The organism is Bacillus sp. 05T22, assembly GCF_056396765.1.
Window position 1 is genome coordinate 1 of the sequence record NZ_JBFTMC010000055.1, and the last position, 26,558, is coordinate 26,558.

Sequence of the window (26,558 nt, forward strand, 5' to 3'; positions counted from 1 at the left end):
TTCTTTGATAGCGTTTGAACCTCTTTTTCTGTAAATAGCTTTTTCGTCATTGTGAAATTTCTCCGATTCTAATTTTTCTCCTATTATACAAGAAATACCCTATAGAATAGACTTTTTTTTAAGTGTCTATTCTATAGGGTACATTTTATTGTAAGCATCCTCTTTTCTATTCTACCTCCATCAACCTCTTCGCCTCAAAATACAATACTTGAATAAACTTCTTCGTATTAATTCTCGTATGCCCAGATGCCGATAGCTCTTCCTTCGTCATTTCTGTCATACGTTTACGAACAATGGTAAAATCAAAAAATTTCGGAGCATAGCTTTCAAATTTAGGGTTCGAAAAATCAGTTAAACCAAGAGAGGCTAAATGATTTAATGACTGATAAATCGCTCGGCGCACCCTTTGTTCTGAAGCTTTTCTTTCTTTATCAATTTCCGTTTCTGAAGCTGCACCACCTAATTTTTTGACCGTAATATAGTGAAAAATATCTTTCAATGCCGGAAAACCATATTCAAATGTTTTTTCCTTTTCTTGTCCCAATAAATATTCCAACATACTAAGTAAATCTTTACTTCCATTCTCTCCAGCAATACCAAGTTCTGATAATAAATAGCGACCTGAGTCCATTATCCTCTTCTCTTCTAGCAACGGTTCATTTCGCACTTGCGGTTGTTCCCATTGAAAGACGTTATTCAGTGATTTTTGAATATCTTGTATAGATCGTTCCAGACGAATACGATCCATCACTTTTCGCACAACAGATACAACCTCAATTTTATTTAATGGTTTCGTAATATAATATTCAACCCCAAGTGAATACGCTTCTCCGATTAGTTGTTTAGATTCAACTTGAGAAATCATAATTACTTTTCCTGTAAACGCTGGTGCGATATGGCGAACTGTTTCAATCCCATCTCGAATTGGCATTAATAAATCAATAAATAAAATATCTACCTTTTTAAAATTCAACTGATCTGCTTCAACAAAAGCACCATCTTCCGCTTCTCCCGCTACTTCTCCAAGATCACCATCTTCAATAATTTGTGATAGCATAGAGCGGAATACTTCATCATCATCTACGATATAATAAAACACTCTATTCCCCCTCTCGCGTTAAACTAGACTCTGGTAAACGGACAATAAACTTGCATCCTCTGCCGTTCTCCTTGCATTGCAGATTCACTTCTCCCCCAAGTTCTGTAACCATCTCTTTTATATAAGAAAGACCAATTCCTGTAGATGGTGTACCCGTTTGATCATACTTCGACGTAAAACCTGGTTTAAATACGAGTTCTTTATATTTCGGTGAAATACCGGGACCATCATCTATTACTTCAAACATTATATTTCTTTCTTGTTTATATGTCATTATTATAATTGTACCAGTGCTCTCAATTGCTTCAACAGCATTTGCAACTAAATTATTTAATATCGACAGTACAGTATAAACATGATATTCCGCATGCTCACCTTCTATGTTTTTAGAAAATGTTATCTCTTTTCCTAATAGTTGAGCGTACTTCTCATTTATCCTCACAATCATTTCTATCAGTTCATGACCTTCTATGTATTCAGAAAGATTTTTATCTAATAAAAGTTTTGATAACCCCGCAAAAATTCTTTGATTATCTTTTTTTATTTCGTGTACTTCCCCAGCAATTTTTAATGCTTTTTTACTTTGCATTTCTATACCGCTGGCACCATTACTAGCTTGTAAATTTCGATATAATTGATACGCTTCTTGTGTAATTAATTCTGCATTTTGAAGTGTCTTTTTTAAATGAACAGATTCCACATATAAGTTAGAAAGATGCATTAACATTTTTTCATTTTCTTTCCGGACTTGTGCTTCCTTTAATTTCGTTTCATATAGACTCATCATATTTAAGAAACCAAGGGCAAAAAAGCTTCGAAAAACAGCAATAATAATCAATTTATTTATTTYAGAAATAGTAATTGTTGTACCAAGTACTAAAACATGATAAAAAGCTAATTCTGACATACTTGCTATAATCTCAATTGTAATCCCAAGGCACCCTATTATGAATGGTTTCTGATGGAATTTATTCACTCTACATAATGAAAAAAGACTTCCATAAACAAAATAATAAAAGAAGACTGGATAACGTAAATAAAAAGAGTCTGTTATATGAAAGGATCCTTGTAACATCCCATCAAGAACAACCCGAAATCCTACAACAGACAGCCCAACGAGTGTACCTGCTATAGCGGCTGGTATTTTTCGTAGAAATAATAGCAAAAAGAAAAAAATTGGCGTCCCAAAGCTAACACGGAATGTATCATTAAACGGATGAAAATTCAATTGTCCAGCAATTGGAACAATTAACATTAAAATAATTAAAAGGGACATATCTTTCTTCCACAATTGATTCCAATTCAAAGATGCCACTTCCTATTTATGAAATATATTTTTCAAAAATTGAACAAGGAAAGCCCGCTTATGATATAAACGGGCTTTATTTCTATATTGTTACCTGTTTAGCTGCTTTTACTTGGCGATATTCAGGTTGCCACATTGCCTCTTTAACAGCTTTTCTGATATCGTTATCACTGAATTTCTCACGAGTAACACCTTCAGCAACTGCTGCTTTAGCTACTTCAATTGCTACTATCTCTGAGATGTTACGTAGTTCTTCTACCTCTGGAAGAATAGGTGCTCCTGGTTGACTTGTATCTACCATGCTTGCCACTGCTTCTGCTGCTGCTGCAAACATACCATCTGTCATTACACTCGCACGAACAACAATTGTTCCAAGACCAAGACCTGGGAAGATAAGCGCATTATTTGATTGTCCGATTACATACGTAACACCATCATATGTAACTGGCTCAAATGGGCTTCCAGTTGCCACAAGTGCCCGTCCTTCTGTCCAATGTATTAAATCTACCGGTTTTGCTTCTGCAAGCGGTGTTGGATTCGACATTGGTAAAATAATTGGTCGTTCTACATGAGAAGCCATTTCTTTTACAATTTCTTCTGTAAATGCACCAGCTACTGTTGATGTACCAATTAAAATTGTTGGTTGTACATGTTTCACAACTTCTGCAAGCCCAACCGTTTCACTTTGCTTCCATTCGTTCACTTCAGATTCCATACGTGTATATGGGAGTTGGAAATCAAGAAGACCTTCCATATTATCTGTAAGTAAACCATTACGGTCAATACACCAGAAGCGCTCGTTTGCTTCTTTCTCTGATAGCCCTGCACGAACCATCGCATCTCGCACTTGATCAGCGATTCCAATTCCAGCTGTACCAGCTCCAAAGACGACAACTCGGTGTTCACAAAGTGGGACACCTGAAGTTTTCACTGCTGATAATACAGCTGCAAGCGAAACTGCACCAGTTCCTTGAATATCATCATTAAATGTACATACATGATCACGATATTTATCTAAAATTCGACGTGCATTGCGTGAGCTAAAGTCTTCCCAGTGCAACAATGCTTTTGGAAACTTGTTACATACAGCTTTTACAAATGTATCGATAAATGTATCATAGGCCTCGCCAGTTATACGAGGATGACGGTTTCCAATATAAAACGGATTACTTAAAAGATCCTCACGGTTCGTACCAACATCTAAAATAACAGGTAATACACGACTAGGATCGATTCCAACTGCTGCTGTATAAACTGCTAACTTCCCAATAGCAATATTAATACCACCAACGCCCCAGTCACCAATTCCTAATATTCCTTCACCATCCGTTACAACGACTAAGTCGATATTTTCAGCTGTTGCACCAATATTAGAAAACGCTTCTTCTATGCCAGAAGGATCATTAATGGATAAATACACTCCACGTGGTTTACGATACTCATGACTATATCTTTGAATCGCTACACCAACAGTTGGCGTATACACAATTGGAAGCATCTCACGTAAATGATCTGTTAGTAAACGATAAAATAACACTTCATTACGATCATGTAATGCTGTTAAATATACGTTTTTTAATAAATCGTCTGGCTGTGAACAAAACTGTTTATACGCACGGCGTGCTTGTTCATCCAATGTTAATACCGCAGGTGGTAATAACCCTTTTAGCCCTAGTTCTTCTCTTTCTTCTTCTGTAAAAGCAACCCCTTTATTTAAAAGTGGTGTAGCTAATACTTCTACTCCTCTTAATGTCGTTTCTAATACACCATTAGAGGTAACTGTAAATTTACTCATACCATCCCTACCTTTATTTATATATGCCATTTCTATATTGTAAACAAAAAAGAGGGGAATGTCCCCTCCTCTTTTAATTTTTCTTTAAAAGAGTTGCTCCTGCAATCCCCGGATGTGTCATTTCATATGGGTCTAAAATTAAGTCTAATTCCTCTTGGGATAATACACCATTTTTCACGCAAAGGTCTCTGACAGACTGCCCAGTTGCAATTGCTTCTTTTGCAACACGAGCCGCTGCTTCATAGCCGATATGTGGGTTAACAGCTGTAATAATCCCTACACTTTTCTCAACGTATTCTTTCAAGTGCCCTTCGTTCGCTTCAATTCCTTTTAGACAATTATCTGTAAAGGCACGGAAACCATTATTCATAATGCTAATTGATTGAAGTAAGTTGAAAACAAGTACTGGCTCCATAACATTTAGCTCTAATTGACCCGCCTCTGAAGCAAGGCAAATCGTATGGTCATTACCGATTACTTGGAATGCGATTTGGTTAATTACTTCTGGCATAACAGGGTTTACTTTCCCTGGCATAATAGATGAACCTGGTTGACGAGATGGAAGCATAATTTCTGCAAGTCCAACACGCGGACCAGATGCCATTAAGCGTAAATCATTTGCAATTTTAGACATATTCATCATACATACTTTTAGTGCAGCTGATACTTCCGTATATGCATCTGTATTTTGTGTTGCATCTACTAGATCTTCTGCTCCARCAAGAGGCAATCCACTAATTGAAACTAAATGTTTCACCACTGCTTCAATGTACTCAGGATCTGCATTTAATCCTGTTCCAACTGCTGTTGCCCCCATATTTACTTCATATAAATGTTGACGGGATTGCTGAATTCGTTTCATATCACGTCCAATTACACGAGCATATGCTTTAAATTCTTGCCCAAGACGAATTGGTACAGCATCTTGTAAATGTGTGCGCCCCATTTTAATCACATGGTCAAATTGTTCTGCTTTTAATTCAAATACATCATGCATATAGCCCATTGTTTGTAATAACACTTCTAATGCATTTAATGTCGCAATGTGAATTGCTGTTGGAAATGCATCATTTGTTGATTGTGCCATATTCACGTGGCTATTTGGGCTAATATAATGATAGTCTCCCTTTTCCATTTCTAATAATTCAAGGGCACGATTGGCAATGACTTCATTTGCATTCATGTTCATAGAAGTTCCCGCGCCGCCTTGAATTGGATCGACGATGAAATGATCATGCCATTTCCCTTCAAGAATTTCTTGCGCTGCTTCTGCAATCGCACCGCCTTTTTTCAATTCCAATCTACCTACATCAGTGTTCGCAAGTGCCGCTGCTTTTTTTACAATTGCCAAAGCTTTAATTAACCCTTCATGGATTTTATACCCTGTAATTGGAAAATTCTCTACAGCACGCATTGTTTGAACTCCATAATAAGCATGCATTGGTACTTCTTTTTCACCTAAAAAGTCTTTTTCAATTCGTACATTTTTTGTAGTTTCAGTTAATGTTGCCATTATTACTCACTCCTCATCTATTTCTTATGCTGCTTCTGTTTGTTTGACTGTTTCTACATATTGTTTCGCTTTCTCATGATCAAATTCGCCTTCCCACTTCGACATAACAATGGCTGCTAATGCATTCCCTAACACATTGACAGACGAACGAATCATATCTAAAATGCGGTCGATACCAGCAATTAATGCTATACCTTCTAACGGCAATCCCATTGAACCTAATGTCGCAAGTACAACAACAAATGAAGCACCTGGAACTCCTGCCATACCTTTTGACGTTAACATTAAAACGAATAATAATGTTACTTGCTCTGTTAAAGACATGTGTACACCATACATTTGCGCGACGAATAATGCTGCTAATGCTTGATAAATAGCCGAACCAGTTAAATTAAATGTATACCCTGTTGGAATAACGAAAGAAGCGACTGCCTTCGGACAACCGAACTCTTCCATTTTTCTCATTATATTAGGTAAAACAGCTTCTGAACTTGCTGTTGTAAACGAAAGAATAAGTTCTTCTTTTAAAACTTTCATTAATGTAAAAATGTTTATCCCTACCATTCGTGCATTAATACCTAATACAACAATAACAAATAGTATAACAGTTACATACACAGCTAGCACTAATTTTCCTAAAGGAAGTAGTGTTGCTACTCCAAATTTTGCGACCGTAACCGCAATTAATGCAAATACACCGAATGGTGCGAATTTCATAACCTGATTTGTAACCCAAAACATCGCTTCGAGTACACCTTCAAAGAAGTTAAATACAGGTTTTCCTTTTTCCCCAATTGCTGCAACTCCTAAACCAAATAACACAGAGAAGAAAATAATCGGTAATAAGTCGCCTTGTGCAATTGATTCAAATACATTCTTTGGTACAATGTGAACAATCGTTTCTGCAAAACCTTTTTTCTCTGTTGCATCAGCCGTCTGTTTATATGATGAAATATCACTTTGCTGTAAGTTATTCATATCAACACCCGTTCCTGGATGGAACACGTTTGCTGCGATTAATCCCATTAAAATCGCAATTGTTGTGATAATTTCAAAATAGAGAATTGTCTTACCGCCTAATTTCCCAAGCTTTTTCATATCCCCTACACCAGCTACTGCAACAATCAGCGCTGAAATAACGATCGGTACTACAATCATTTTAATTAAATGGATAAATATATCCCCAATTGGTGTGATATAAGAAATCGCTGTTTTATTGCCATAAAAGATTGCCCCTACTACAATCCCTAAAACAAGTGCAACAAAAATCTGTGTTGCTAATCCGAATTTTTTCATATATTTTCATCCCTTCATGCGAACGCTTTCAATTTGAATTTATAAAAGCTTACTCACATAATATAGGCGAACCTACAAAATCAGACAAAAAACTACAGATTCGTCACAAAAAATTCGAATTTTTTTCTTTAAATATTCATTGACACCCTTTGAAGATAAAAAAATGAAAATAACATTGATAAAATATCTGATTTCTTTGTATAATCTAAAAGATAGGTTTATTTGAACATATATAAAATGAAAAGGAGTGGAGGTTATGAAGAATTCTACGAAAGGTTTCATTACAACTCTTCCTTTCCTATTTCAATTTCTCTTAAAGGAGCAAAGGCATTCGCCTCTGCTCCTTTTTTATTGCAAATCGATATGCTACTTGCATGCAAAATTTTTTCACGTGAGCAAAGCAAGTAGATCAAGAATAAACTGTCTATAAGAATCCAAGTATGATGAGAACTAATTCTCAGTGATAGTTACGGACTCCACCGGAAAAACCTATTCTTCAAAATAAGGAGTGATGATAATGAAACCATACAAGCGTGTTTTAATTAAACTCAGCGGCGGCGCTCTTGCTGATCAAGATGGAAATAGTTTCGGTTCCAAACGTTTAGAACATATCGCAACGGAGATTTTATCAATCGTCGATTTAGGTATTGAAGTTTCTCTTGTCGTTGGTGGAGGAAACATTTTCAGAGGAAACTTAGCTGAAGAATGGGGGATTGATCGCGTTGAAGCAGACAATATAGGGACATTAGGTACAATTATTAATAGTCTCATGCTGCGCGGTGTATTAACAAGTAAGACAGATAAAGAGGTACGCGTTATGACATCTATCCCCTTTACAGCAGTGGCAGAACCCTACATCCGTTTACGGGCTGTTCATCATTTAGATAAAGGATATATCGTTATCTTTGGCGGCGGGAATGGGCAACCGTTCGTTACGACAGATTATCCGAGTGTCCAGCGAGCAATCGAAATGAATAGCGATGCCATTTTAGTTGCAAAACAAGGTGTAGACGGTGTTTTTACAAGTGACCCAAAACGAAATAAATCAGCCAAAATGTATCGTCATTTAAATTATAATGATGTCGTTCGAAACAATATAAAAGTGATGGATCAATCAGCCTTATTACTTGCTCGTGACTATCATTTACCAACACATGTTTTTAACTTCGATGAACCAGGAGTTATGAAAAAAATATGTTTAGGTGAGCATATTGGCACATTAATTAATCATGAATTAACAGAACTCGTAGAAGAAAAATAATATTTTCTCGAATAGAACAACTGTAACTTTGACCTTAAAAATAGGTGCGGTATTTTGCCGCACCTTACTCTTTCTAAAAAAGTAGTACCCTAGCGGTATTGAAAAGAAAACAGTGCCCTATTATCCACTATTCATAAAACTACCTTATAACAATCGCTATCAATACCATTGCTAAAATCACAAATTCTGAAATACAACCCTTGGTGCTTCAATAACATTATTCATAAAAACTACATCTACACATTGCTTTGGTGCATGCTCTTCTATATACATATGGCAAGCCGCATGATATCTTTGTAAAAATATTTCCTCTGCCCTCTTTTTATTCCCAAAGGCTTTCGCCTCCCGACTTGAACCACGTTCTCTTGCAGTTTCAAAATCTGTTTCTACAAATATTTTATAATCAAATAAATGTTGGAGCTCTTTTTTTAATAAAAAAGTACCATCTATTATAAATATCATATCTTTTAAAGCGAGTATAGATTCCGTTTTAGTATACATATCCGTTTCTAAATCATGTGATTTCATCACATATCGCATATCTCCATCAGGTCCTAACGGAACCAATAATCGCTCAGCAAATGCTTGATAATCATGAGCATCTTCATAATATCCTTTAGCTGATTCCTTACCTTGTGAATATCTAACTACCTTTGGATTGTGAAAATTATCTATACTCGCCCGAACGACTTTTCTTCCTTGCAAATGAATTTCGTTTTGTAACTCATTTGCAAATGTTGTTTTCCCAGAAGCTGTTATACCACTAACACCGACTCTTAATGGGTGATCTAGTTTAAGCATGAGCATGCGCTCCACAATCTCACGAATAGCAATTTGACGATTCAATGCTAATCCACCTCCAAAACATCTATATTTATCCTTCAAAGGATATTTAAATGGAAAAATACGGTTCCGCGTGTGAAATATTATAGAACTTATTCTCGCTTGTTAATTGTTATATGGTTCGAACCGGTAAAATAAAACCCAAAATAGTATTCCTTTCCATGAGTTAACAGTAGATGTTATATACCTAAGCCAGAGGCTAGACCGAATTATTATTTTTGAATATCAGAAAACACAAAACAGAATATTGTAAATTTTATGTTAGAATAAGTATATTGAGATGATGTACTTATTCAATAAAGAAATTCGTTTCATATTTATCATTTCACAAAAAATTGCGGGAGGAAAGACGAATGGATTTACATATTACGAAAGAATTAAATGCAACTAATAAAGACAACATTAATAATAAACTTTATGAATATAATTTAAAACATTTCCCAACAGATTTAAGGGGAAGATATCAGGAGATTCATTTATTTCTTAAGGATGAAGACAGCAAGATTCGCGGAGGAATATTAGGTGAAATTTGCTGGAATTGGTTAGAGATTCATACTTTTATAATGGATGAAGACATACGCAAACTGGGTTATGGAACTAAACTTTTATTAGAAATCGAACAAATAGCTTTAGAAAAGAATTGTGATTTCATAAAAGTAGATACTTTAAGTTTTCAAGCATTAGATTTTTATAAAAAGCACGGTTATCAAGAGTTCGGTGTCCTTGATAATGTCGGTAGAGACTTTAAACATTACTATTTAAAAAAAGATCTATAGGCAATTTTTTTTAAGAGATTGAATTCAAAATACTATACAATAAACAATAAAACGCTTCGAGTGTATTCTCTAAGCGTTTTTGAATACAAATTACTTTATTATTTCATTTACTATTTGAAATTCCTTTCACAACAATAGAACTATTTTACATGAATCCCACATCTACCTTTATTATAAATAATAATTAAACACCCACGCTATTTTTTCTTTGCACTTCTCTAAAAATGATAAACGATCAAAAAAGGATGAAGTGATCTCTTTTGAATCTTGAAAATCTTGTGTCAACGCGTGATTCACTTGTTGAATCATCGGGCCACCGTATACATAAAAGTCCATCTCATCATTAATATGAAAACTACGCGAAGTAAAATTTGTTGTACCAATCACAGTTATTTCATCGTCGAATACCATTACTTTCCCATGAAACATTCCTTTTTTATATCCATATACAGCGATTCCATTTTCAATCGACTGACGAATATATGGGTAGGCTGCTTCTTTAATAAGCGGAACGTCAGGTTTATAAGACCAAAGTATTTTTACCGATACTCCCCGTTTTCGTGCCTGAATTAAAGCATTCATAAGTTCTTTATCTCTTGGTATAAAATAAGGCGTGGCGATCACGATAGAACGCTTTGCTTGTTGTATTAATTCCATATACTTCGTAACTACTTTATGTCCATTGTAACTAGACATAGTGTGTAACGTTTTTCCTTTAATAACAGGCTCAGCTGTTCTCACAATTTCTTCCGAAGTATCTCGTTTCCAATCTAATACAAACTGCTCCTCTAAATCTGTTATCCCTTCTCCCTGTAAGCGTATATGATAATCCCGCCAATATCCAAAGCGCTTATCTTTCCCTAAGTATTCATTACCTATATTAAATCCACCACTATACCCGATTTTCCCATCTATCGTTGTAATGCGGCGGTGATTACGATGATGGAGCGAATAAAAAAAGAATGGGAACTCCGGTTTCCTGCTATATGTAAAATGAACACCACTTGCTTGTAATTCATTTTTATATTTTCTTTCGAAAGACAAATCATTAATCCAATCGACCGATAAGTATACTTGTACTCCTTCTTCTGCTTTTTCTTTTAACAAATTTAAGAAAGTATGGCTACTTTTATCATTCGAAATAATATAGAAATAAGTAAAAATAGAACGCTTTGCTTCTTTTATATCAGAAAATAATTGACTATATAGAGGTTTCCCCTCTACATATAATTGAAAATCACTATAATGAGGAACATATTCTTTCCGTTGGTTTTTATCAGCTTCTACTTTCCTTCCCAGTGTTACATCAATATGCATCCAAACAACTAGAAGAATTACTATGCTAATAATAATAGAAATAATGCGTAATATTTTTTTTACCATTTTGTTTTCCTTCCGTACAAAATAATTGTCTTCAGATAGTATTTCAATAGCGATTATGTTTTATGAGCAATTACAAAAAAAGGATGCGGCATGATGCCGCACCCCTTTTATTAAATAAAATTCCTCGCATCATTATTATGGCCAAACTTATAAATCGCAATTAAGAAGAAGGCAATCGCAAAGGCGAATAAAATTAAAATGTTTAAATACAAATCAGAAAACGGTGTCCCTTGCTGTAATTCCCCTATCGTATCTAATAACCAACGCTGAGGAAGAAAATCAGCTATTTTTTGCACAGATGCTGGCATAATTTCAAATGGAAAGAAGCATCCCGCTAGCAAACATGTTGGTGTAATAATGATATTTTGCATTGCATTAGCAGAAACTGAATTCTTAGCAAAAGACACAACTGCTAACGATAAACCAATTGCAATTAAACCAAATATCATCAGTACTCCAATCATAACAAGCAAAGGCATATTTGTATCAATATGAAATACATTGGTCATAAACAGTACCGTTACAATGATTTGCACCATCATGATAACCATATTAACAGCAACGTTAGATAATATATATTTCTTCCCATCTATCGGTGTTGATAATAATCGGAAATACGTTCTATTCTCTTTTTCTCTCAAAATCCGTTCTGAAAAATTCACTGCTGAAAACAACATAAACATAATGAGATAACCAACTGTTTGATTCGTCATATCTTTATTTTTCGAAGTATCCTTAAGCGTATATGCTGTTAGCTTGAATGAATTTTTTTGATAATTTGCATACATCTTATCAAACGTACTTTGATCCTTTTGTGCTACTTTACTAATTGCTGTTATATTATCAATATAATTATACAAATACGATTTTATAAACTCTGTTACTTGAGCACCTTTAATCGAGGAAATTTGAATATGACTCGGCTTACCATCTCGAACACTTTGCGAAAAACCTGAATCTAACGTAATCACTCCATCAAGTTTTTTCGAGGCAAGCTTCTCTTCTATTTCTGACGCCTTAATTTTACTCACTTCTACATGATTTAACCCTTCTATAAATTTCACCGTATCATTTGCTATATAATGATTTTCATTATTTACAACCCCAATACGTAGGGTACCTTGCCCTGCATTTCCGTATATTAAAAATGCCATTAATGACCCTACTATTGGCAATCCAATAATAAGAAGTAACCCTTTTTTATTTTTCAAAAGTACAGATAATGTTTTTTGTATGAGCCATAAAATATCTTTCATGTTATAGCCCCTCCCGTCTGCGTAATGCGATAATCGCAATCAATAAAAACAGTGCTGAAATCCCAAGGTTTAAAAAGATTACTGGAAGTGCCGCTCCTACTTCATTCGCATAAATAATTTTCATAATCGCTGTATTCGCCCATGTTAATGGTGATAAATTTGTAATCATATTTCCTTCAACTACGAAATACGCCCCTCCAAAAATAGAAGCTAATTGTACAACAACCATAATGATTGCCTTAGATGCCTCACCTGTTTTCGTAATATACCCGATACCTAATCCGAAGCTAATTGCAAGAAAGACTTCTGTTAGTAAAATAAGAAAGACTACTCCAAGATGGTCGCCCCAATTTGCCCCATAAACAAATTTACTAAAGAAAACGACGAGAAAAAGACAAAGTGCATTTACTACAATACTACCAAGTATCTTCCCAATGAAAATTTCCGCTTTACTAACAGGTGCAGCAATTAAACGATCTCCCGTTTTTCGTAATCGCTCTCCGCGAATCAGATAGCTTGCTCCCATCGCTCCATACAAGGCAATCATTGTCGTCATCGCAATCGCATAATAGTCCATAGAACCTGGTTTCTTAGCAGCTTGTAAAGATGTCTCTTTTATATAATCATCATGATTTCCACTTGAAATAACTGTACTAACTTTCCCTGGATCTACTGTCGCAACTTCCACCGCTACGTTGTACTTATCGACGAATGTAGTAAGCATCCCTTCAATAATACTTCCTTCAATACTATTCCGATCACTCTCATATAACTTCACGCCGTTTTGATTCATTTCTACATAGCCGGCATACTTATTTTGTTTCACTTCTTCTTTTCCATCTACATCCTTTGCTGCTTTTTTAAAGTGAATGCCCGATTTGCCTGTTTCCTTTATCAATGTTTCAAAGGCCTGAGAGAACCTACCACCTGCTTCATCTTTGTATAACACCTGGATATTTTTAATAGAAAGGTTATCACTATTAAATGCATTCGTTAAAGCAGTGCCCAAAATGAGCATAAGCATAACCGGGAATGCTAGCATAGACACTAACGTTTTTATATCTCGAAAGTCACTTTTGATTTCCTTTATGGCTATATTGAAGATGTTCAATCGATGAACCTCCCTTTTTTTACTAGTAAATCTTATTTATCCCGTAGATTTCTTCCTGTCAATGTCAAGAATACTGTTTCTAAGTTAGGTGCTTGCTCTTCAAGTGAACGTATTTCTATATCATTATTGATAAAATGCTGAACGATTTTGTTTAAGTTGTTGACCCCTGTATCAGAATTCACTTTAATTACGTTTTCTTCTATTTGAACAGCCTTAACACCACTAATTTCTTTTAATTTGTTCACATCTATATTTTCAACTGACTTTACTTCAATCCAAATATCTTTTGTATCTGTAATAATAGCTTTCAATTGTTCTTTCGTACCTTCTGCAATAATTTTTCCGTGATCAACAATTGCGATTTTCGTACAAATCTCTTCTACTTCCTCCATGTAGTGACTCGTATAAATAATGGTGCTACCCATTTCATTTAATTTCCGTACAGACTGAAGAATATAGTTTCTTGACTGCGGATCAATTCCAACTGTCGGCTCATCCATAATAATTAACTTCGGATGATGCGCAATGGCACAAGCAATGTTAAGTCTTCGTTTCATCCCACCGGAAAAGTTCTTTGGATAACTTTTATGTTTATCACTTAGCCCTACAAACTGCAGTGCTTCTTCTACTCTCGCTTTTAATTCTGCACCTCGTAATCCATACAGACCCGCAAAGAATTTCACATTTTCATAGGTGGTTAACTCCTCATAAATTGCTATATCTTGCGGTACAATTCCGATATTCATTTTTGCAAATCGATTATGTTTCTTTATATTTTTTCCTAGTATGCTAATCTCACCTTCATTACTTCTTAACAATCCAGCAATCATATTAATTGTTGTACTTTTACCAGCACCGTTTGATCCTAGAAATCCAAATATCTCTCCTTCTTTAATAGCTAAAGACATATTATCTACTGCGATGAAATCACCAAATTTTTTTGTTAAATTTTTTATTTCTAATGCGTTCATCATTTCACCCCTATTTCGGTTTCTCTGCTGTTATTATAAACAAAAAGAATGAACCTGCTCAGTGCAGAAGTTCATTCTTTTCACATGAGAATATTCACTTTTTTCATATGAGATCCTTCATCTCAATCATGTCTTACTGAATCGGCAACAACATTGTTACCGAAAAGCCATTCGTTCCATCTACAATTATTTTCCCATTAACAGACGCTGTTCTCTCCTCCATCCCAATAATACCGAGTCCTTTTTTAACAAAGACTACACCCTTTCCGTTATCTTTCACCTGTACCTTGACCATCTTGTTAAGTACATGAATATCTATTGAAATAACTGTCGCATCAGCATATTTCATCGCATTCGTTAACGCCTCCATAATATTTTCACCAATGATTTTCCATTGGATAGGGGAAATTGTATCCAAATTCCCTTTATACACAAACGGAATTTTTATATCATGCTTGCTCGCAAATTCATCTATGAATAATTTCATACGATGAATTCCAATTTGTTCAGTTGGTGGTTTCATATTTTTAAGGGTAATTCTAATATTTTCAATCCCATCTTTAGAAATATGAATCGCATTTTGTAGTAACTCCGTAGCTTTCACTTTATCTATTTCCATCAATCTCTTTGCTGCTTCCATTTGAATAAGTGCGCCTGTCATGGAGTGACCAATTTTATCATGAATTTCTTGTGATAATCGATTTCGTTCTTCTAACTTAAATGTGTATTCTGATTGCCTTATGTATTCTTTATTTTCATTTAAACTTTTTGTGAGCCGCTGCATATCTTTTCGCATCTTATCATTTTGCTTTTCAAGCTTTAGTAATCGTACTATGTAACGGTCTGCCATCATTAAAACAAGAAAACAAAATGCAGTAATGAGTCCATATGTCATTTGAACACTTTCATCCGCAAAAACGATAGGGAGAATCATAATGAAAAAGATCTGCCATTTCTTTTCTATGTAATAAGATACAATTTCGTATAAGTTCAAAGGTAAAAACAAAATAAAAAACGGATGAATCCTCCATGTAAACAAAGCGATAATACCGATTGATAGTCCAATTAATATTTTTTTATACGCATCTTTTTTTAAAATAGAAATTGTCACGTTTATACAAAGGTACGAAAGCAAAGTAAATATAACCCACGGTAAGTTCGTAACATTTGAGTGAATATAACTGAACACTATATATAAGAAGACAATTAATTTACTTACAATTAACCAAAACTCCATAAAATTAGTCTACTTTCCCTGTTAAATAATAAATCGCAATTTGCGTACGATGTTCAAGACCCGTTTTCCCTAAAATAGACGTAATATAATTCGCAATTGTTCCTTCCGATATAAAAAGCTGTTTTGAAATTTCTTTATTAGAGAAACCTTTTGCAATTAATGCGATAATGCTAAGTTCCCTTTCTGTGAAAAGATTCTTATCTATTTTTGATTCCTCTTCTTTATTTTCCAGTAAGTTACACTTAATTTTATCAAGTACTACGTCTTGCATAACAGTTTGCCCGTTATATACCCCCTTTATCGCATCACGAATGCGCTCCGGATCGTTATTTTTTAGCAAATAGCCTTTCGCTCCGTTCTTTACTGCCTCCAAAATATACTCATCATCATCAAATGTCGTTAAAATAAGCGGCTTTGTTTTTGTCTCCTCACAAATTAATTTTGTGGCTTCCACACCATTCATATTTGGCATACGAACATCTAAAAGCGCAATATCCACATCATGTTTTTTGCAATAATCTAGAGCCTCTTGCCCATCATTTACTGTTTCTAGCACTTCGAATTCTTCGTATGTACTTAAAATAATCTTCATACCTTCTCTAATAAAAGAATTATCATCGGCTATCAATACTTTTATTTTCATGTTTGTTAGTATAGGAGTTCCTCTACTAACATTCACATCCTTTCTCCCATGTAACATTTCCCTATTGCTCATTATATACTTCCCTAAACCATTTGTTCACACTTTTTTGAAGTAGTCTCTTCCCCTAAAATATATTATTCTTTTTATGATATATGTGTAGGGTTACTTATCATTTCTTACGTCTATATAATAGAATGCGTCAAAAAGGAGGGAGAGAACAATTGAAGAAAGACAATTAATTGAAAAAGCACAGCAAGGAAATGAACATGCTTTTCGCATCCTTGTAGAAACATACCGTCATTATATTTTCCAAGTTATTTTTGCTATTTTAAGACATGAGGAGGATGCCCAAGATGTCACACAAGAAGTATTCGTAAAGATTCACGCTTCTCTCCCTAACTATCAATTCCGCGGATTAAAAACGTGGATAACGCGGATTGCTACAAATCATGCCATTGATTATAAGAGAAAGAAAGCAAGGGAAAAAGTAGAGCTCTCCTTATCAAAAGAAACTCAGGAAGATATAAAATCCTCTCATAATATTGAGGCATTGTTACTGACGAAAGAGCAAAAATTGCTGATTACTCAAAAACTAAGAGAACTTCCAGAGAATTATCGTGATGTCGTTCTCGCACATTACTTAGAAGAAAAAAGTTATCAAGAAATTGCTACTCAACAAAACGCTGAAGTCAAAACAGTCGAAATGAAGCTTTATAGAGCAAGAAAATGGATCAAAAAACATTGGAAGGAGGAAGATTTTTTATGACGCATTTTTCAAAAGAAGCTTGGTGCAATTACACTTTAGATCTTCTATCACATAACGAACGTGAATCCATGGAACAACATCTTTATGAATGTGATCATTGTTTAGCACTTTATATGGAAATCATTGATGAACAAAATGAAAACCTTCCAATGATAAATGATGATTCATTTACAAATGAGGTTATGAAGCAAATCAACTTCGAAAAACTTAAGTTTGAAGAAAAAATGAGTAATAAGCAACCAAGACAAATGAAAAGTACGCTCATTCACTACATAATTGCAACTGCAGCTACTTTAATTTTTATGGCAAGCGGTTTATTCCATTATATTTTCACAGTAACTTCTAGTTTTGAACAATCTTCCAAACAAAGTGGGATTTCGATTTCAAAACAAATTTTAAACAAAGCTATACACACTTCAAAAACGAACGGAGGTTCAAAACATGAATAAAAACCCATTTTTAGCGCTAGTTCTAGGGTTAATTCCTGGGCTTGGACATTTATATTTAAAGCGAATTGGTCGTTTTATTATATATGGTGGTAGTTCATTATTATTATTTCTCGCTGCGGTAGGCTTTACTATTAACTTCGGAAATCACAGGATTGTTTTCCTTATCCTATTTTTATTAGCACTTGTATGGGGAATAAATATACTAGACTTAATTATTTCTATAGTGAATCAGTCATGGAAAAAAGAGAAAGACCTAACGCAAGAAGCAGCACGTGAAAGTGAACGATTTTATATCATTCTCTTATCCATCATCCCTGGACTTGGGCATTTCCAATTAGGACTTATGCAGCGTGGACTTACATTTTTAGTCGCTTTTACAGGACTAGGTAGCATGATTATATTCGTTACACTATTAACATCTCGTGAAAGTTTTCTTATCTTTCTCGCTACGTTACCTGTTCTATGGATTTATAATTTCTTCGATGTCGTCCAGCAGCTGCAGAAAAAAGAATGTGGGGAAATATTAGTCGATCGTACTATTTTCGAAGATTTTGAGGAGCACCGAGAACAAGGAAGGAAAAGTAAAACATTCGCTTCTATTTTAGCGATGTTCCCTGGAGCGGGTCATATGTATTTAGGCTTACAGCGCCGTGGTCTTCAGCTAATGGCAGCCTTTCTACTTGCCATTTATATGCTTGATTTATTAAGACTTTCCGCCTTCTTATTTTTAGTACCTATCATTTGGTTTTATAGCTTTTTCGATACATTACAGCAAACATCCAAATACGGAAAAGAAGACTTACAAGACACACCTATTATCGATTATTTTATTAATCATCAAAAATGGCTTGGCATCGGACTCATCGGGTTAGGATGCTATTATTTACTAGATCAAACACTCCTTCCTATTTTTGACGATTATTTCGCTACTATATTTAAGATTCATATTAGCGAATTATATTATCGCTATTTCCAAACATCTATCGTTGCCCTCCTTTTAATTGGTGGTGGCTTTAAATTATTACTAGGAAATAAAGAAGAAAAAGGCGGTGCTAAAGAATGAGAACATGGCGTGTAGGAACGATATCTATGGGGATTTCAATTATCGCATTAGGTTGTTTCTTATYATTTTCAACTATAAAAGGTATACAAGTATTTGATAACTTTACAGCCTGGTGGCCTATTCTTTTCATTGTGCTCGGTATTGAAATTTTACTATATATTACATTCTCTAAAAAAGATCAGCCTATTATTAAATATGATATATTTAGTATTTTCTTTATTGGTGTATTAGGAACAGTTGGAATTGCATTCTATTTCTTATTATCCACTGGATTGCTAGAGGAGATTCGTTATTCCATTGGAACAACTGAACAAACAAATAACATCCCAGAAGTGCAACATGACATCCCTGATTCTATTAAAAAGATTGTAGTTGATACGAGTAATACTCCTCTTACAATAGAAGGTAGTAACATTAATAAAGTACATTTATTAGGAACATATGAAATGACTATGAAAGCAAATGAAAAAAGCAAACTAAAGCAGGACGATTTCATTGCCATTCACACAGTTGGTGAAACAATGTATGTAACATTAAAACCTTTACCTGTTCACCATAAATTCTTTGCTTCGCAGTCAAGAATGACAGCAACACTCGTTCTCCCTCAAAATAAAAATGTGGAAATTCGCGGTTCTGAAAGAGAACTCTCTCTTTACCCAGGCCAATTACAAAGCAATTGGTCTGTACAAGAAAGATCAAACGTGTCTGTTCATCTTGTAAAAGATAGCGACATAACACTATCAGCAGTAACAAATCAAAAAGATTCTCATGGGAATACACCTTGGGAACATGTAGAAGAGTTAACGAAAAAGGTGAATAATTCTTCAGAAGAAAATCCAGATTCAAATCAGCAAGAACAATGGTATAAAAACACACTAAAGCTCGGAAACGGGACACATCAGCTAAACATTCAAAAAGCTTATAATATAAACATAAGCCTTCTTGAAGAATGAAGCGCTAGCATATAATTGAGGAAGGAAACTTCTTCGGATACTAAAAAACCTTCCACATGAATTTCATATCATGAGGAAGGTTTTTTTCTATATAAGTGCTTTAATCCCTTCCAAAACTACCCCAATCATAAACCCGCAAACAGCACCATTAACACGAATCCATTGCAAATCTTTGCCGACGTTATTTTCAATCATTTCAATCAATGTTTGATCGTCTAACTTATCAAGGTTTTCTTGTACAAGCTTTCCAATCTTGGAATGATTGTTCTCAACAAGATTTACAATTTGCTTTTGCAACCAGCCTTCTATTTTTTGAACTGTTACTGGATCTTCTTTCACTTTGTTCATTTGCTTCGTTAAAAATGGAAGAAGATATTGATCTGCAAACTCTTCTTTTTTAATAAAAGCGCCTGCTCTTACCTGCGCTTGTCCTAACAATTCTTTTATCTTGTCAGCCGCATTCCAATTTGCGATCCAACTTTCTTTCCAATTCTCTAATTCCTGTAATACCGMTTCATTTTCCTTYACATTAATAAGTTCTTGACGAACTTTCATTAATATAAGTTGTCTTGTGGTATTATCAGGATTTTGTAAACTACTAATATTACTAATCACAAACTTCTGCAATATGCTTCCTATTTTTTCTTCATCTACAATATTCATGAAAGATTTTAGAGTAAACTGCAAGAATCCATCCACTTTTATATTTTCCATCGCTTTCATGCCTAAACTTCCAAGTTGATAACGAGCTTCATCTTGAGCCGTCCACTCTTTCGCTTTAACTAACATGTAATCAAGTGTTTTTTCATCATATTCTTGTACAACCAATTGATCAATAAGGACTTGCAGTATATTTCCTGTATTAATCGTATGTAAATATGTTTTTAATTCTTTTTCAATTACAATAGCTAACTTTTCGGTATCAATTTGAAGAATCGCTTTTTCAGCAATTGTAACAACCCCTTTTTTCACAGCATCAGATTGCAGCTCTCTTTCTGCAATCTGTAACACCATTTGTGCTAACTTCATTTCCTTCACTTTATTTGTTATGCTTTCTTTTGTCAGCCAATCATTCTCCAGTGTGGAAACGAGACCTTTCGTAATCCGTTTACGATTTTTTGGAAGTAGGGCTGTATGCGGAATTGGAATTCCCATTGGATGACGGAATAGTGCCGTGACTGCAAACCAATCAGCAAGCCCCCCTACTAATCCTGCTTCAAATCCACCTTGTACAATTGTTCCTATCATCGATCCCTGAAATGGAATAGTCGCCGCAAACCCTACTCCCATTACCCCAAGTGAAATACCCGCTAAATATTTTGACTGTAGTGACATTGTATATACACATCCTCTTATTTATGTAAAATGAAGCTTTCTATTGCATAACGAATTTATTAAGCTTATATCGTCAAGTCCTTACTTTCAAAAAAAGCCTATATCTATACTATAATGAACCACGTTAAAAATAACAAAAAAATTCTAATAAAAAAACACGGGGGTTAAACTACCCTCGTGTTAAATTACTTCTAGTTCTCTGGCGCTAAATTCAAGCCTTTTTGATAATATTGATTCCTCACTTCTTCAGGAACCATACTTCCGCCAGTCCCCCAAATAATATGTGTACCCTTCCTCACTTTTTCTGTTAAATTATGCTTCAATAAATAATCGGTTCCCTCTTTACATAATTTCATTGGTCCTATCATCCCTGCTAGTGCAGAAGGTTCTAAATGGAGCCCCTCTGTATCGACTAATTTCTTAAGTAACTTATACAACTGTTCATCGCTAACTGTATAACTACCACTTAAAAAAGGTTCCATAGTTTTACCCACAAATCCAGATGGTCTTCCTACAGCAAGTCCGTCCGCGTCTGTGACATTATCAATGCCAATATCTTGTACAGAAATTTTATCATGAAGTCCAGTCATTAAACCAAGTAGCATACATGGAGAGTGGGTAGGTTCTGCAAAGAAACAATGGGCATTGTCTTTATACAATAACTTTAAGCCAAATGCTACTCCTCCAGGTCCACCACCTACTCCGCACGGAAGGTAAACAAATAAAGGATGTTCATCATTTACTGTTATCTCTAACTCTTCTAATTGTTTTTGCAATCGAGATGYAGCTACCGCATATCCTAAAAACAAATCATGGGAGTTTTCATCATCAACAAAATAGCAACTAGGGTCTGCATTTGCTTGCAGTCGCCCTTCTTCTACCGCTTTACTATAATCAGCTTCATATTCAATCACTGTCACATTTTTACTTCTTAACAAATCTTTTTTCCACTCTTTTGCATCGGCTGACATATGAACAGTCACATTAAAACCTAACTTAGCACTCATAATACCTATACTAAGACCTAAATTTCCAGTCGAGCCTACTGCAATTGAATATTGCGAGAAGAAACTTCGAAACTTATCACTATCTAAAATCGAATAATCATCTTGTATCGTTAACATTTGATGTTGAAAAGCTAATTCCTCTGCATGTTTGAGAATTTCATAAATTCCCCCTCTTGCTTTAATAGATCCTGATATAGGAAGATGACTATCACACTTTAACAATAATTCACCTAATATAGGTTGTTGATAATCCTGTTCTAAGGATTGTTTCATGAAAGGAACTCTCACTAAAGGTGATTCTATGATACCGTTCATTCCTTTTGTTTCTGGAAAAACCTTAGCAATATATGGAGCAAAACGTTTCAGCCTTTCCTCTGCATCCCTTACATCTTCTTGAGTGAGGGGGGATTTTTTAATTCCCGTTTGAAATTTTTCGATATTGGGATTAATCCAAAATACTTCTTCCATCGAAATGAGCCTGCTTAGTAAAGGATATTGGTCTTTCCATTTTTGTATATCTTTGCTTTCAATCTCCTTCATTTATCTAATCCTCCTAATTTTCTTATAGCAATTCGCACAATAAAATTACATTAAATTAATTTTAATACAGTTTAACATATAATTATCTTTACGTTAATTTTTATTTACTTTATTTAAATTAAATTTAACACTTTATTAAAGAGAATCCATTATAGGCAAACAAATTAAAGTTTCACTATGATATTGCAAGAAATTCAGCAACCGGTCCTAGTACAAGTACCGGTAGAAATGTTAAGGCACCTATTAAAAAGATAGTCCCAAGTAGAATTCCTCCAAATAACCGATTATCTGTTTGAAAGGTTCCTCTAGTCTCAGGTACAACCTTTTTCCTTTTGAGTCCAACTGCGATGGCAAGCATTGTAATCACACCTAAATATCTACCAATATACATAACAATTCCCGTTGAAAGATTCCAAAAAGGCGTGTTATCCCTTAATCCTTCAAATCCAGATCCGTTGTTAACAGCAGATGACGTGTATTCATATATAATTTGCGTTAAACCATGAAAACCTGGATTAGAAATTGCATCTGTTCCTAGATTCGTAGAAAATGCAATTGCTGCAGCTCCAAGAATAAGTAATGGCTGAGACACAATCGTGACTGCTATTAACTTCATTTCTTTTCCTTCTATTTTTTTGTTAAGAAACTCCGGTGTACGTCCCACCATTAATCCGGCTAGAAATACAGCAATCATTGCATACATGACGACACTCATAAACCCAAGTCCGATCCCTCCAAACACGGTACCTAAAAGCATGTTTATAAGTGGAACCATTCCACCAATCGGTGTTAATGTGTCGTGTGTTGTATTAACACCACCTGTTCCAGAGGCACTTGTAACAGTTGCATATAAAGCAGAAGAGATGACGCCAAGACGAGTTTCTTTCCCTTCCATATTTCCTTGTGAACTTTCTATCCCTAATTGATTTAACAATGGATTCCCCTTCAATTCGGATATAGCAAGCGTACAAAATCCGATAATCAAAAGAATGAACATTGATATAAAAAACATTCTACCTTGTTTCCGATTGCCAACCATTCTTCCGTATACAAATGGAAAAGCCATCGGAATTAACATTTGTAACATCATTTGTAGCACGTTACTTATCATATTGGGATTTTCAAAAGGATGCGCAGAAACTGTTCCAAAAAAACCTCCTCCATTGGCGCCAAGTTCTTTAATAGAAAGCAAAGACGCTACCGGTCCACGAGAAATTTCTTGTGTCGTTCCTTCCAACGTTTTCACAACAATTGTTGGGTCCAGTGTTTGCGGTGTCCCTAAAACCACAAATATCAATGATGCCACAAATGAAATTGGCAGTAATACTCTTGTAATTGCTTGTACAAAATCAACAAAGAAGTTTCCTACTCTTTTCCCCGCTAGTACACGAATAAACGTAATACCAATTGACAATGAAGTTGCAGGTGCCGCAAACATCATAAATGTCACACCTACCATTTGAGAGAAATATGATAAACTACTTTCTCCCCCATAGTGTTGTAAATTCGCATTCGTCATAAATGTAATTGCTGTATGAAATGCTAATGTTGGTTCTAATCCTAAAAAGTGATTCGGGTTTAATGGAAGAATCCCTTGTAATCGAAATATCGAATATACAAACAAGATACAGAAAAAATTTGTACTCATTAAGCAAAACATATATTGTTTCCAAGTCTGACTATGTCCTTTAATCCCAGCAACTTTAAATAAGATGTTTTCCAGTGGGCCAAATACCTTTTGAAATGGTTCCTTACGCTGAAAAGCATTGTATATATAGTCTCCCATTGGTTTTGCAACAATTACGAATAGGCCAATTGTAATTAGACTTGTAAGCCAGTTCATCCTCTTTCCCCTCTCTGTTTCCATTACACTCAAAAAATGTTATATTTTACCATTAAGAGAATAAAAAGAAAACACCAGGTTGCACCTAGTGTTTTTTACACACACAAGCCCCCCTCTCAAAACGCTGACGAGGTTAGCTGTCGGATTCGGGCCTTGAGAGTAGCCCTACCTATAAAAGGATTCACCCCTAGTGACAATGCACAAATTTGGTTCCCCCGCTCCTGAAGTGGATTAAGCGATTTCTTATTTGGCTGTAAAATCTACATTGAGCTATTCTGATTGTTAATATACTCCTCTAAATGATAGTTGTAAAGGGAGAGAAAACGAAAAAGAGGGAATCTTCACATAATAATCTCCCAATACATATGAATCATGCTAATCTCTATAAGTATAGTAGCACATGAAATAGTGAAAATTGATATCATTGGAAATCCCCCACTTCCATTTCCTATCCCTATGAGAAGCTTTGTAACCTTTATCTCCCTCTTACTTCTCAATTAATTCTTTAAATTTCTTTTCCAACTGATCCGGAGGTAATACTCCACGCGCTTGATCTACAATAATCCCATCTTTATCAACAAAAAACGTTGTTGGCAGTGAAACAATTTTATAATCAAGTCCAGCCACCCCATCCATATCTAATAAAACTGGGAACTTAAATCCGAAACGATCTGCAAACGCCTTTGCTTCTTGTACTGGATCCCCAATTGTTGCATTTACCGCAAAAATTTCAACGTCTTCTTTATACTTATCATAAAGACGAACTAAATCTGGCGCTTCCATTTCACATGGTCCACACCATGACGCCCAGAAGTTGATAACATACGGTTTTCCTTTTGCATCATTTAATGAATAAAGCTTTCCATCTAATCCTTTTAGTGTGATTTTCGGCGCCTTAAATCCTACTTGAGGTAATACTTCTTTCTCTTGCAGTGCTGCTTGTTTTGCTTTCCGTTCTTTTTCTTCTTGCTTGGAATTATAAAAGTTAACTCCAGCCCAAATAAGTGCTCCAGCTAGTATAATTACAATTAATTTTTTCACTATTTCCCCTCCTATTATCGAGTTCACTTTTTATTTAACTTCGGTATATCACACACCTTCCCTTTATTCATTCATGCTTTTTACTTTTCATCTTTTGTTGCAGAAGGAAAGACACTCTCCTGTAGCGAAATTTTATCAATAATAAAAATCTATTAGGTGGTGCTTCATTATGAAGTTAGCTGTAATTGGCGGAGGTTATCTCGAACAGACAGATCATTTCCATATAAATCAACGACTTATAGAACTAACTGGGAAACAATCTCCAAGAGTATTGTTTATCCCAACAGCAAGCAATGATGATGAAGGTTATATAAAAGAATTTAGAGAAACATTTGAAAAGCAGTTAGGGTGTGATGTTCACATTCTATGTTGCATAAAGGAAAGCTATAGCGAAGATACAATAAGTGAAATGATTCATTTTGCTGATTTCATCTATCTAGGCGGAGGAAATTATATCAATATGCTTGAAAAGTGGAGGGAAAACAAAATAGATGAAAAGTTAATAGCAGCCCTACACAATGGAACATTCATTGCAGGATATAGCTCTGGTGCTATGTGCTGGTTTACAACCGGCTTCCGTTCTAATTATAAAGGAGATGGCTATATAGAAAGCGATGGCTGGAATATGGTAAACAAACACTTCTGTCCCCATTACAATCAGCCAGATAGAGCAACTGCTTTCCATTTATTCTTACAAAATCATGCATGTGATATAGATGGRATTGCTTTAGAGGATAATTGTGCTTTATATATAACAGAAAATTCCTTTGAGATTATCGGAGATCCAGAGAAAGCTTGGGAATTCTATATGAATGATGGAAAACTCATAAGACACCATTTTGATGTAACTTTGAAAAGTTATTTATGAGTTCTTTGTACTCATACAAAATAAAAATGTCCCTAAGCTTTCAAGCTTAGGGACATTTTTATTTACTTTCAATCTAACTAACAAGTCGCGTAATCCGTTTCTTCTGCCATGAAAGTTTATAATACCCATATTGTAAAAGTAAACTCACAATAAATGCTGCTGGATATCCAATCCATATACCCTTTATACCAAGACTTGTATGA

General features: G+C 34.9%; 24 protein-coding genes and 1 riboswitch. Of the genes, 7 read left to right on the forward strand and 17 right to left on the reverse strand.

Annotated features, from left to right (window positions below):
- Positions 1 to 166 precede the first annotated feature (166 nt).
- From AC1DIT_RS16685 to AC1DIT_RS16705, 5 genes are all read right to left on the reverse strand, one after another.
- Positions 167 to 1,099 (reverse strand): response regulator, encoded by a 933-nt coding sequence (locus AC1DIT_RS16685; protein ID WP_016114329.1) that lies wholly within the window; start codon positions 1,097 to 1,099, stop codon positions 167 to 169.
- 1 nt (position 1,100) lies between these two features.
- A complete protein-coding gene (locus AC1DIT_RS16690) occupies positions 1,101 to 2,405 on the reverse strand; it encodes an ATP-binding protein (protein ID WP_476998298.1) in 1,305 nt (434 codons plus the stop codon).
- A gap of 82 nt (positions 2,406 to 2,487) precedes the next feature.
- A complete protein-coding gene (malS, locus tag AC1DIT_RS16695; RefSeq protein WP_098116885.1) occupies positions 2,488 to 4,221 on the reverse strand; it encodes an oxaloacetate-decarboxylating malate dehydrogenase in 1,734 nt (577 codons plus the stop codon).
- 52 nt (positions 4,222 to 4,273) lie between these two features.
- Entirely contained in the window at positions 4,274 to 5,713 is a 1,440-nt protein-coding gene (aspA, locus tag AC1DIT_RS16700; RefSeq protein ID WP_476998299.1) for an aspartate ammonia-lyase, read from the reverse strand.
- A gap of 24 nt (positions 5,714 to 5,737) precedes the next feature.
- On the reverse strand, positions 5,738 to 7,009 hold the full coding sequence (locus AC1DIT_RS16705; protein WP_016114325.1) for a cation:dicarboxylate symporter family transporter: 1,272 nt from the start codon (positions 7,007 to 7,009) through the stop codon (positions 5,738 to 5,740).
- A 517-nt stretch (positions 7,010 to 7,526) separates the two neighbouring features.
- Here AC1DIT_RS16705 and pyrH point away from each other — a divergent pair.
- Positions 7,527 to 8,270 (forward strand): UMP kinase, encoded by a 744-nt coding sequence (pyrH, locus tag AC1DIT_RS16710; RefSeq protein ID WP_016114324.1) that lies wholly within the window; start codon positions 7,527 to 7,529, stop codon positions 8,268 to 8,270.
- A gap of 177 nt (positions 8,271 to 8,447) precedes the next feature.
- On the opposite strand, the gene AC1DIT_RS16715 is transcribed toward pyrH, so the two are convergent.
- Positions 8,448 to 9,116, reverse strand: coding sequence for a nucleoside/nucleotide kinase family protein (locus AC1DIT_RS16715; RefSeq protein ID WP_016114323.1), 669 nt, complete (start codon positions 9,114 to 9,116; stop codon positions 8,448 to 8,450).
- A 350-nt stretch (positions 9,117 to 9,466) separates the two neighbouring features.
- Between AC1DIT_RS16715 and AC1DIT_RS16720 the strand changes: the two genes are divergently transcribed.
- Positions 9,467 to 9,889: a GNAT family N-acetyltransferase gene (locus AC1DIT_RS16720; RefSeq protein WP_016114322.1), complete on the forward strand. Its 423-nt coding sequence runs from the start codon at positions 9,467 to 9,469 to the stop codon at positions 9,887 to 9,889.
- Between the two features lie 171 nt (positions 9,890 to 10,060).
- Here AC1DIT_RS16720 and AC1DIT_RS16725 read toward each other — a convergent pair whose 3' ends face one another.
- The 6 genes from AC1DIT_RS16725 to AC1DIT_RS16750 form a co-directional block, all read right to left on the reverse strand.
- Positions 10,061 to 11,272 (reverse strand): phospholipase D-like domain-containing protein, encoded by a 1,212-nt coding sequence (locus AC1DIT_RS16725; RefSeq protein ID WP_016114321.1) that lies wholly within the window; start codon positions 11,270 to 11,272, stop codon positions 10,061 to 10,063.
- A 110-nt stretch (positions 11,273 to 11,382) separates the two neighbouring features.
- Positions 11,383 to 12,528, reverse strand: a complete 1,146-nt coding sequence (locus AC1DIT_RS16730) for an ABC transporter permease (protein WP_016114320.1) — start codon at positions 12,526 to 12,528, stop codon at positions 11,383 to 11,385.
- Position 12,529: 1 nt separating this feature from the next.
- On the reverse strand, positions 12,530 to 13,639 hold the full coding sequence (locus AC1DIT_RS16735) for an ABC transporter permease (protein ID WP_016132708.1): 1,110 nt from the start codon (positions 13,637 to 13,639) through the stop codon (positions 12,530 to 12,532).
- 32 nt (positions 13,640 to 13,671) lie between these two features.
- Positions 13,672 to 14,610 (reverse strand): ABC transporter ATP-binding protein, encoded by a 939-nt coding sequence (locus AC1DIT_RS16740; RefSeq protein ID WP_016114318.1) that lies wholly within the window; start codon positions 14,608 to 14,610, stop codon positions 13,672 to 13,674.
- 133 nt (positions 14,611 to 14,743) lie between these two features.
- Complete coding sequence (locus AC1DIT_RS16745; RefSeq protein ID WP_016114317.1) at positions 14,744 to 15,847, reverse strand: sensor histidine kinase; 1,104 nt, start codon at positions 15,845 to 15,847, stop codon at positions 14,744 to 14,746.
- A gap of 4 nt (positions 15,848 to 15,851) precedes the next feature.
- A complete protein-coding gene (locus AC1DIT_RS16750; RefSeq protein ID WP_044880819.1) occupies positions 15,852 to 16,490 on the reverse strand; it encodes a response regulator transcription factor in 639 nt (212 codons plus the stop codon).
- A gap of 325 nt (positions 16,491 to 16,815) precedes the next feature.
- Between AC1DIT_RS16750 and AC1DIT_RS16755 the strand changes: the two genes are divergently transcribed.
- Genes AC1DIT_RS16755 through AC1DIT_RS16770 form a run of 4 tightly spaced genes read left to right on the forward strand, consistent with a single transcriptional unit; the run spans position 16,816 to position 19,721 of the window.
- Complete coding sequence (locus tag AC1DIT_RS16755) at positions 16,816 to 17,256, forward strand: RNA polymerase sigma factor (RefSeq protein WP_371390003.1); 441 nt, start codon at positions 16,816 to 16,818, stop codon at positions 17,254 to 17,256.
- Positions 17,253 to 17,705, forward strand: coding sequence for a hypothetical protein (locus AC1DIT_RS16760; RefSeq protein ID WP_016114314.1), 453 nt, complete (start codon positions 17,253 to 17,255; stop codon positions 17,703 to 17,705). Before AC1DIT_RS16755 ends, AC1DIT_RS16760 begins: the two co-directional genes overlap by 4 nt.
- The gene (locus AC1DIT_RS16765) at positions 17,698 to 18,768 is read left to right on the forward strand and encodes a hypothetical protein (RefSeq protein WP_016114313.1); all 1,071 of its coding nucleotides are present in this window, start codon (positions 17,698 to 17,700) and stop codon (positions 18,766 to 18,768) included. Before AC1DIT_RS16760 ends, AC1DIT_RS16765 begins: the two co-directional genes overlap by 8 nt.
- Complete coding sequence (locus AC1DIT_RS16770) at positions 18,765 to 19,721, forward strand: ECF transporter S component family protein (RefSeq protein WP_476998300.1); 957 nt, start codon at positions 18,765 to 18,767, stop codon at positions 19,719 to 19,721. The genes AC1DIT_RS16765 and AC1DIT_RS16770 overlap by 4 nt, the downstream gene beginning before the upstream one ends.
- Positions 19,722 to 19,808: 87 nt before the next feature.
- On the opposite strand, the gene AC1DIT_RS16775 is transcribed toward AC1DIT_RS16770, so the two are convergent.
- The 4 genes from AC1DIT_RS16775 to AC1DIT_RS16790 form a co-directional block, all read right to left on the reverse strand.
- Positions 19,809 to 21,056, reverse strand: coding sequence for a DUF445 domain-containing protein (locus AC1DIT_RS16775; protein WP_476998301.1), 1,248 nt, complete (start codon positions 21,054 to 21,056; stop codon positions 19,809 to 19,811).
- Positions 21,057 to 21,247: 191 nt separating this feature from the next.
- Complete coding sequence (locus tag AC1DIT_RS16780; RefSeq protein WP_476998302.1) at positions 21,248 to 22,603, reverse strand: D-serine ammonia-lyase; 1,356 nt, start codon at positions 22,601 to 22,603, stop codon at positions 21,248 to 21,250.
- Between the two features lie 175 nt (positions 22,604 to 22,778).
- Positions 22,779 to 24,446, reverse strand: coding sequence for a potassium-transporting ATPase subunit KdpA (gene kdpA, locus AC1DIT_RS16785; RefSeq protein ID WP_016132707.1), 1,668 nt, complete (start codon positions 24,444 to 24,446; stop codon positions 22,779 to 22,781).
- A gap of 106 nt (positions 24,447 to 24,552) precedes the next feature.
- Positions 24,553 to 24,694: riboswitch (cyclic di-AMP (ydaO/yuaA leader) on the reverse strand.
- A 238-nt stretch (positions 24,695 to 24,932) separates the two neighbouring features.
- A complete protein-coding gene (locus tag AC1DIT_RS16790; protein WP_016114308.1) occupies positions 24,933 to 25,487 on the reverse strand; it encodes a TlpA family protein disulfide reductase in 555 nt (184 codons plus the stop codon).
- A gap of 169 nt (positions 25,488 to 25,656) precedes the next feature.
- Between AC1DIT_RS16790 and AC1DIT_RS16795 the strand changes: the two genes are divergently transcribed.
- On the forward strand, positions 25,657 to 26,355 hold the full coding sequence (locus AC1DIT_RS16795; protein ID WP_016132706.1) for a Type 1 glutamine amidotransferase-like domain-containing protein: 699 nt from the start codon (positions 25,657 to 25,659) through the stop codon (positions 26,353 to 26,355).
- A 73-nt stretch (positions 26,356 to 26,428) separates the two neighbouring features.
- Here the strand turns inward: AC1DIT_RS16795 and AC1DIT_RS16800 are convergent.
- Positions 26,429 to 26,558 (reverse strand): hypothetical protein (locus AC1DIT_RS16800; protein WP_476998303.1); only part of this gene is annotated, 130 nt, incomplete at its 5' end.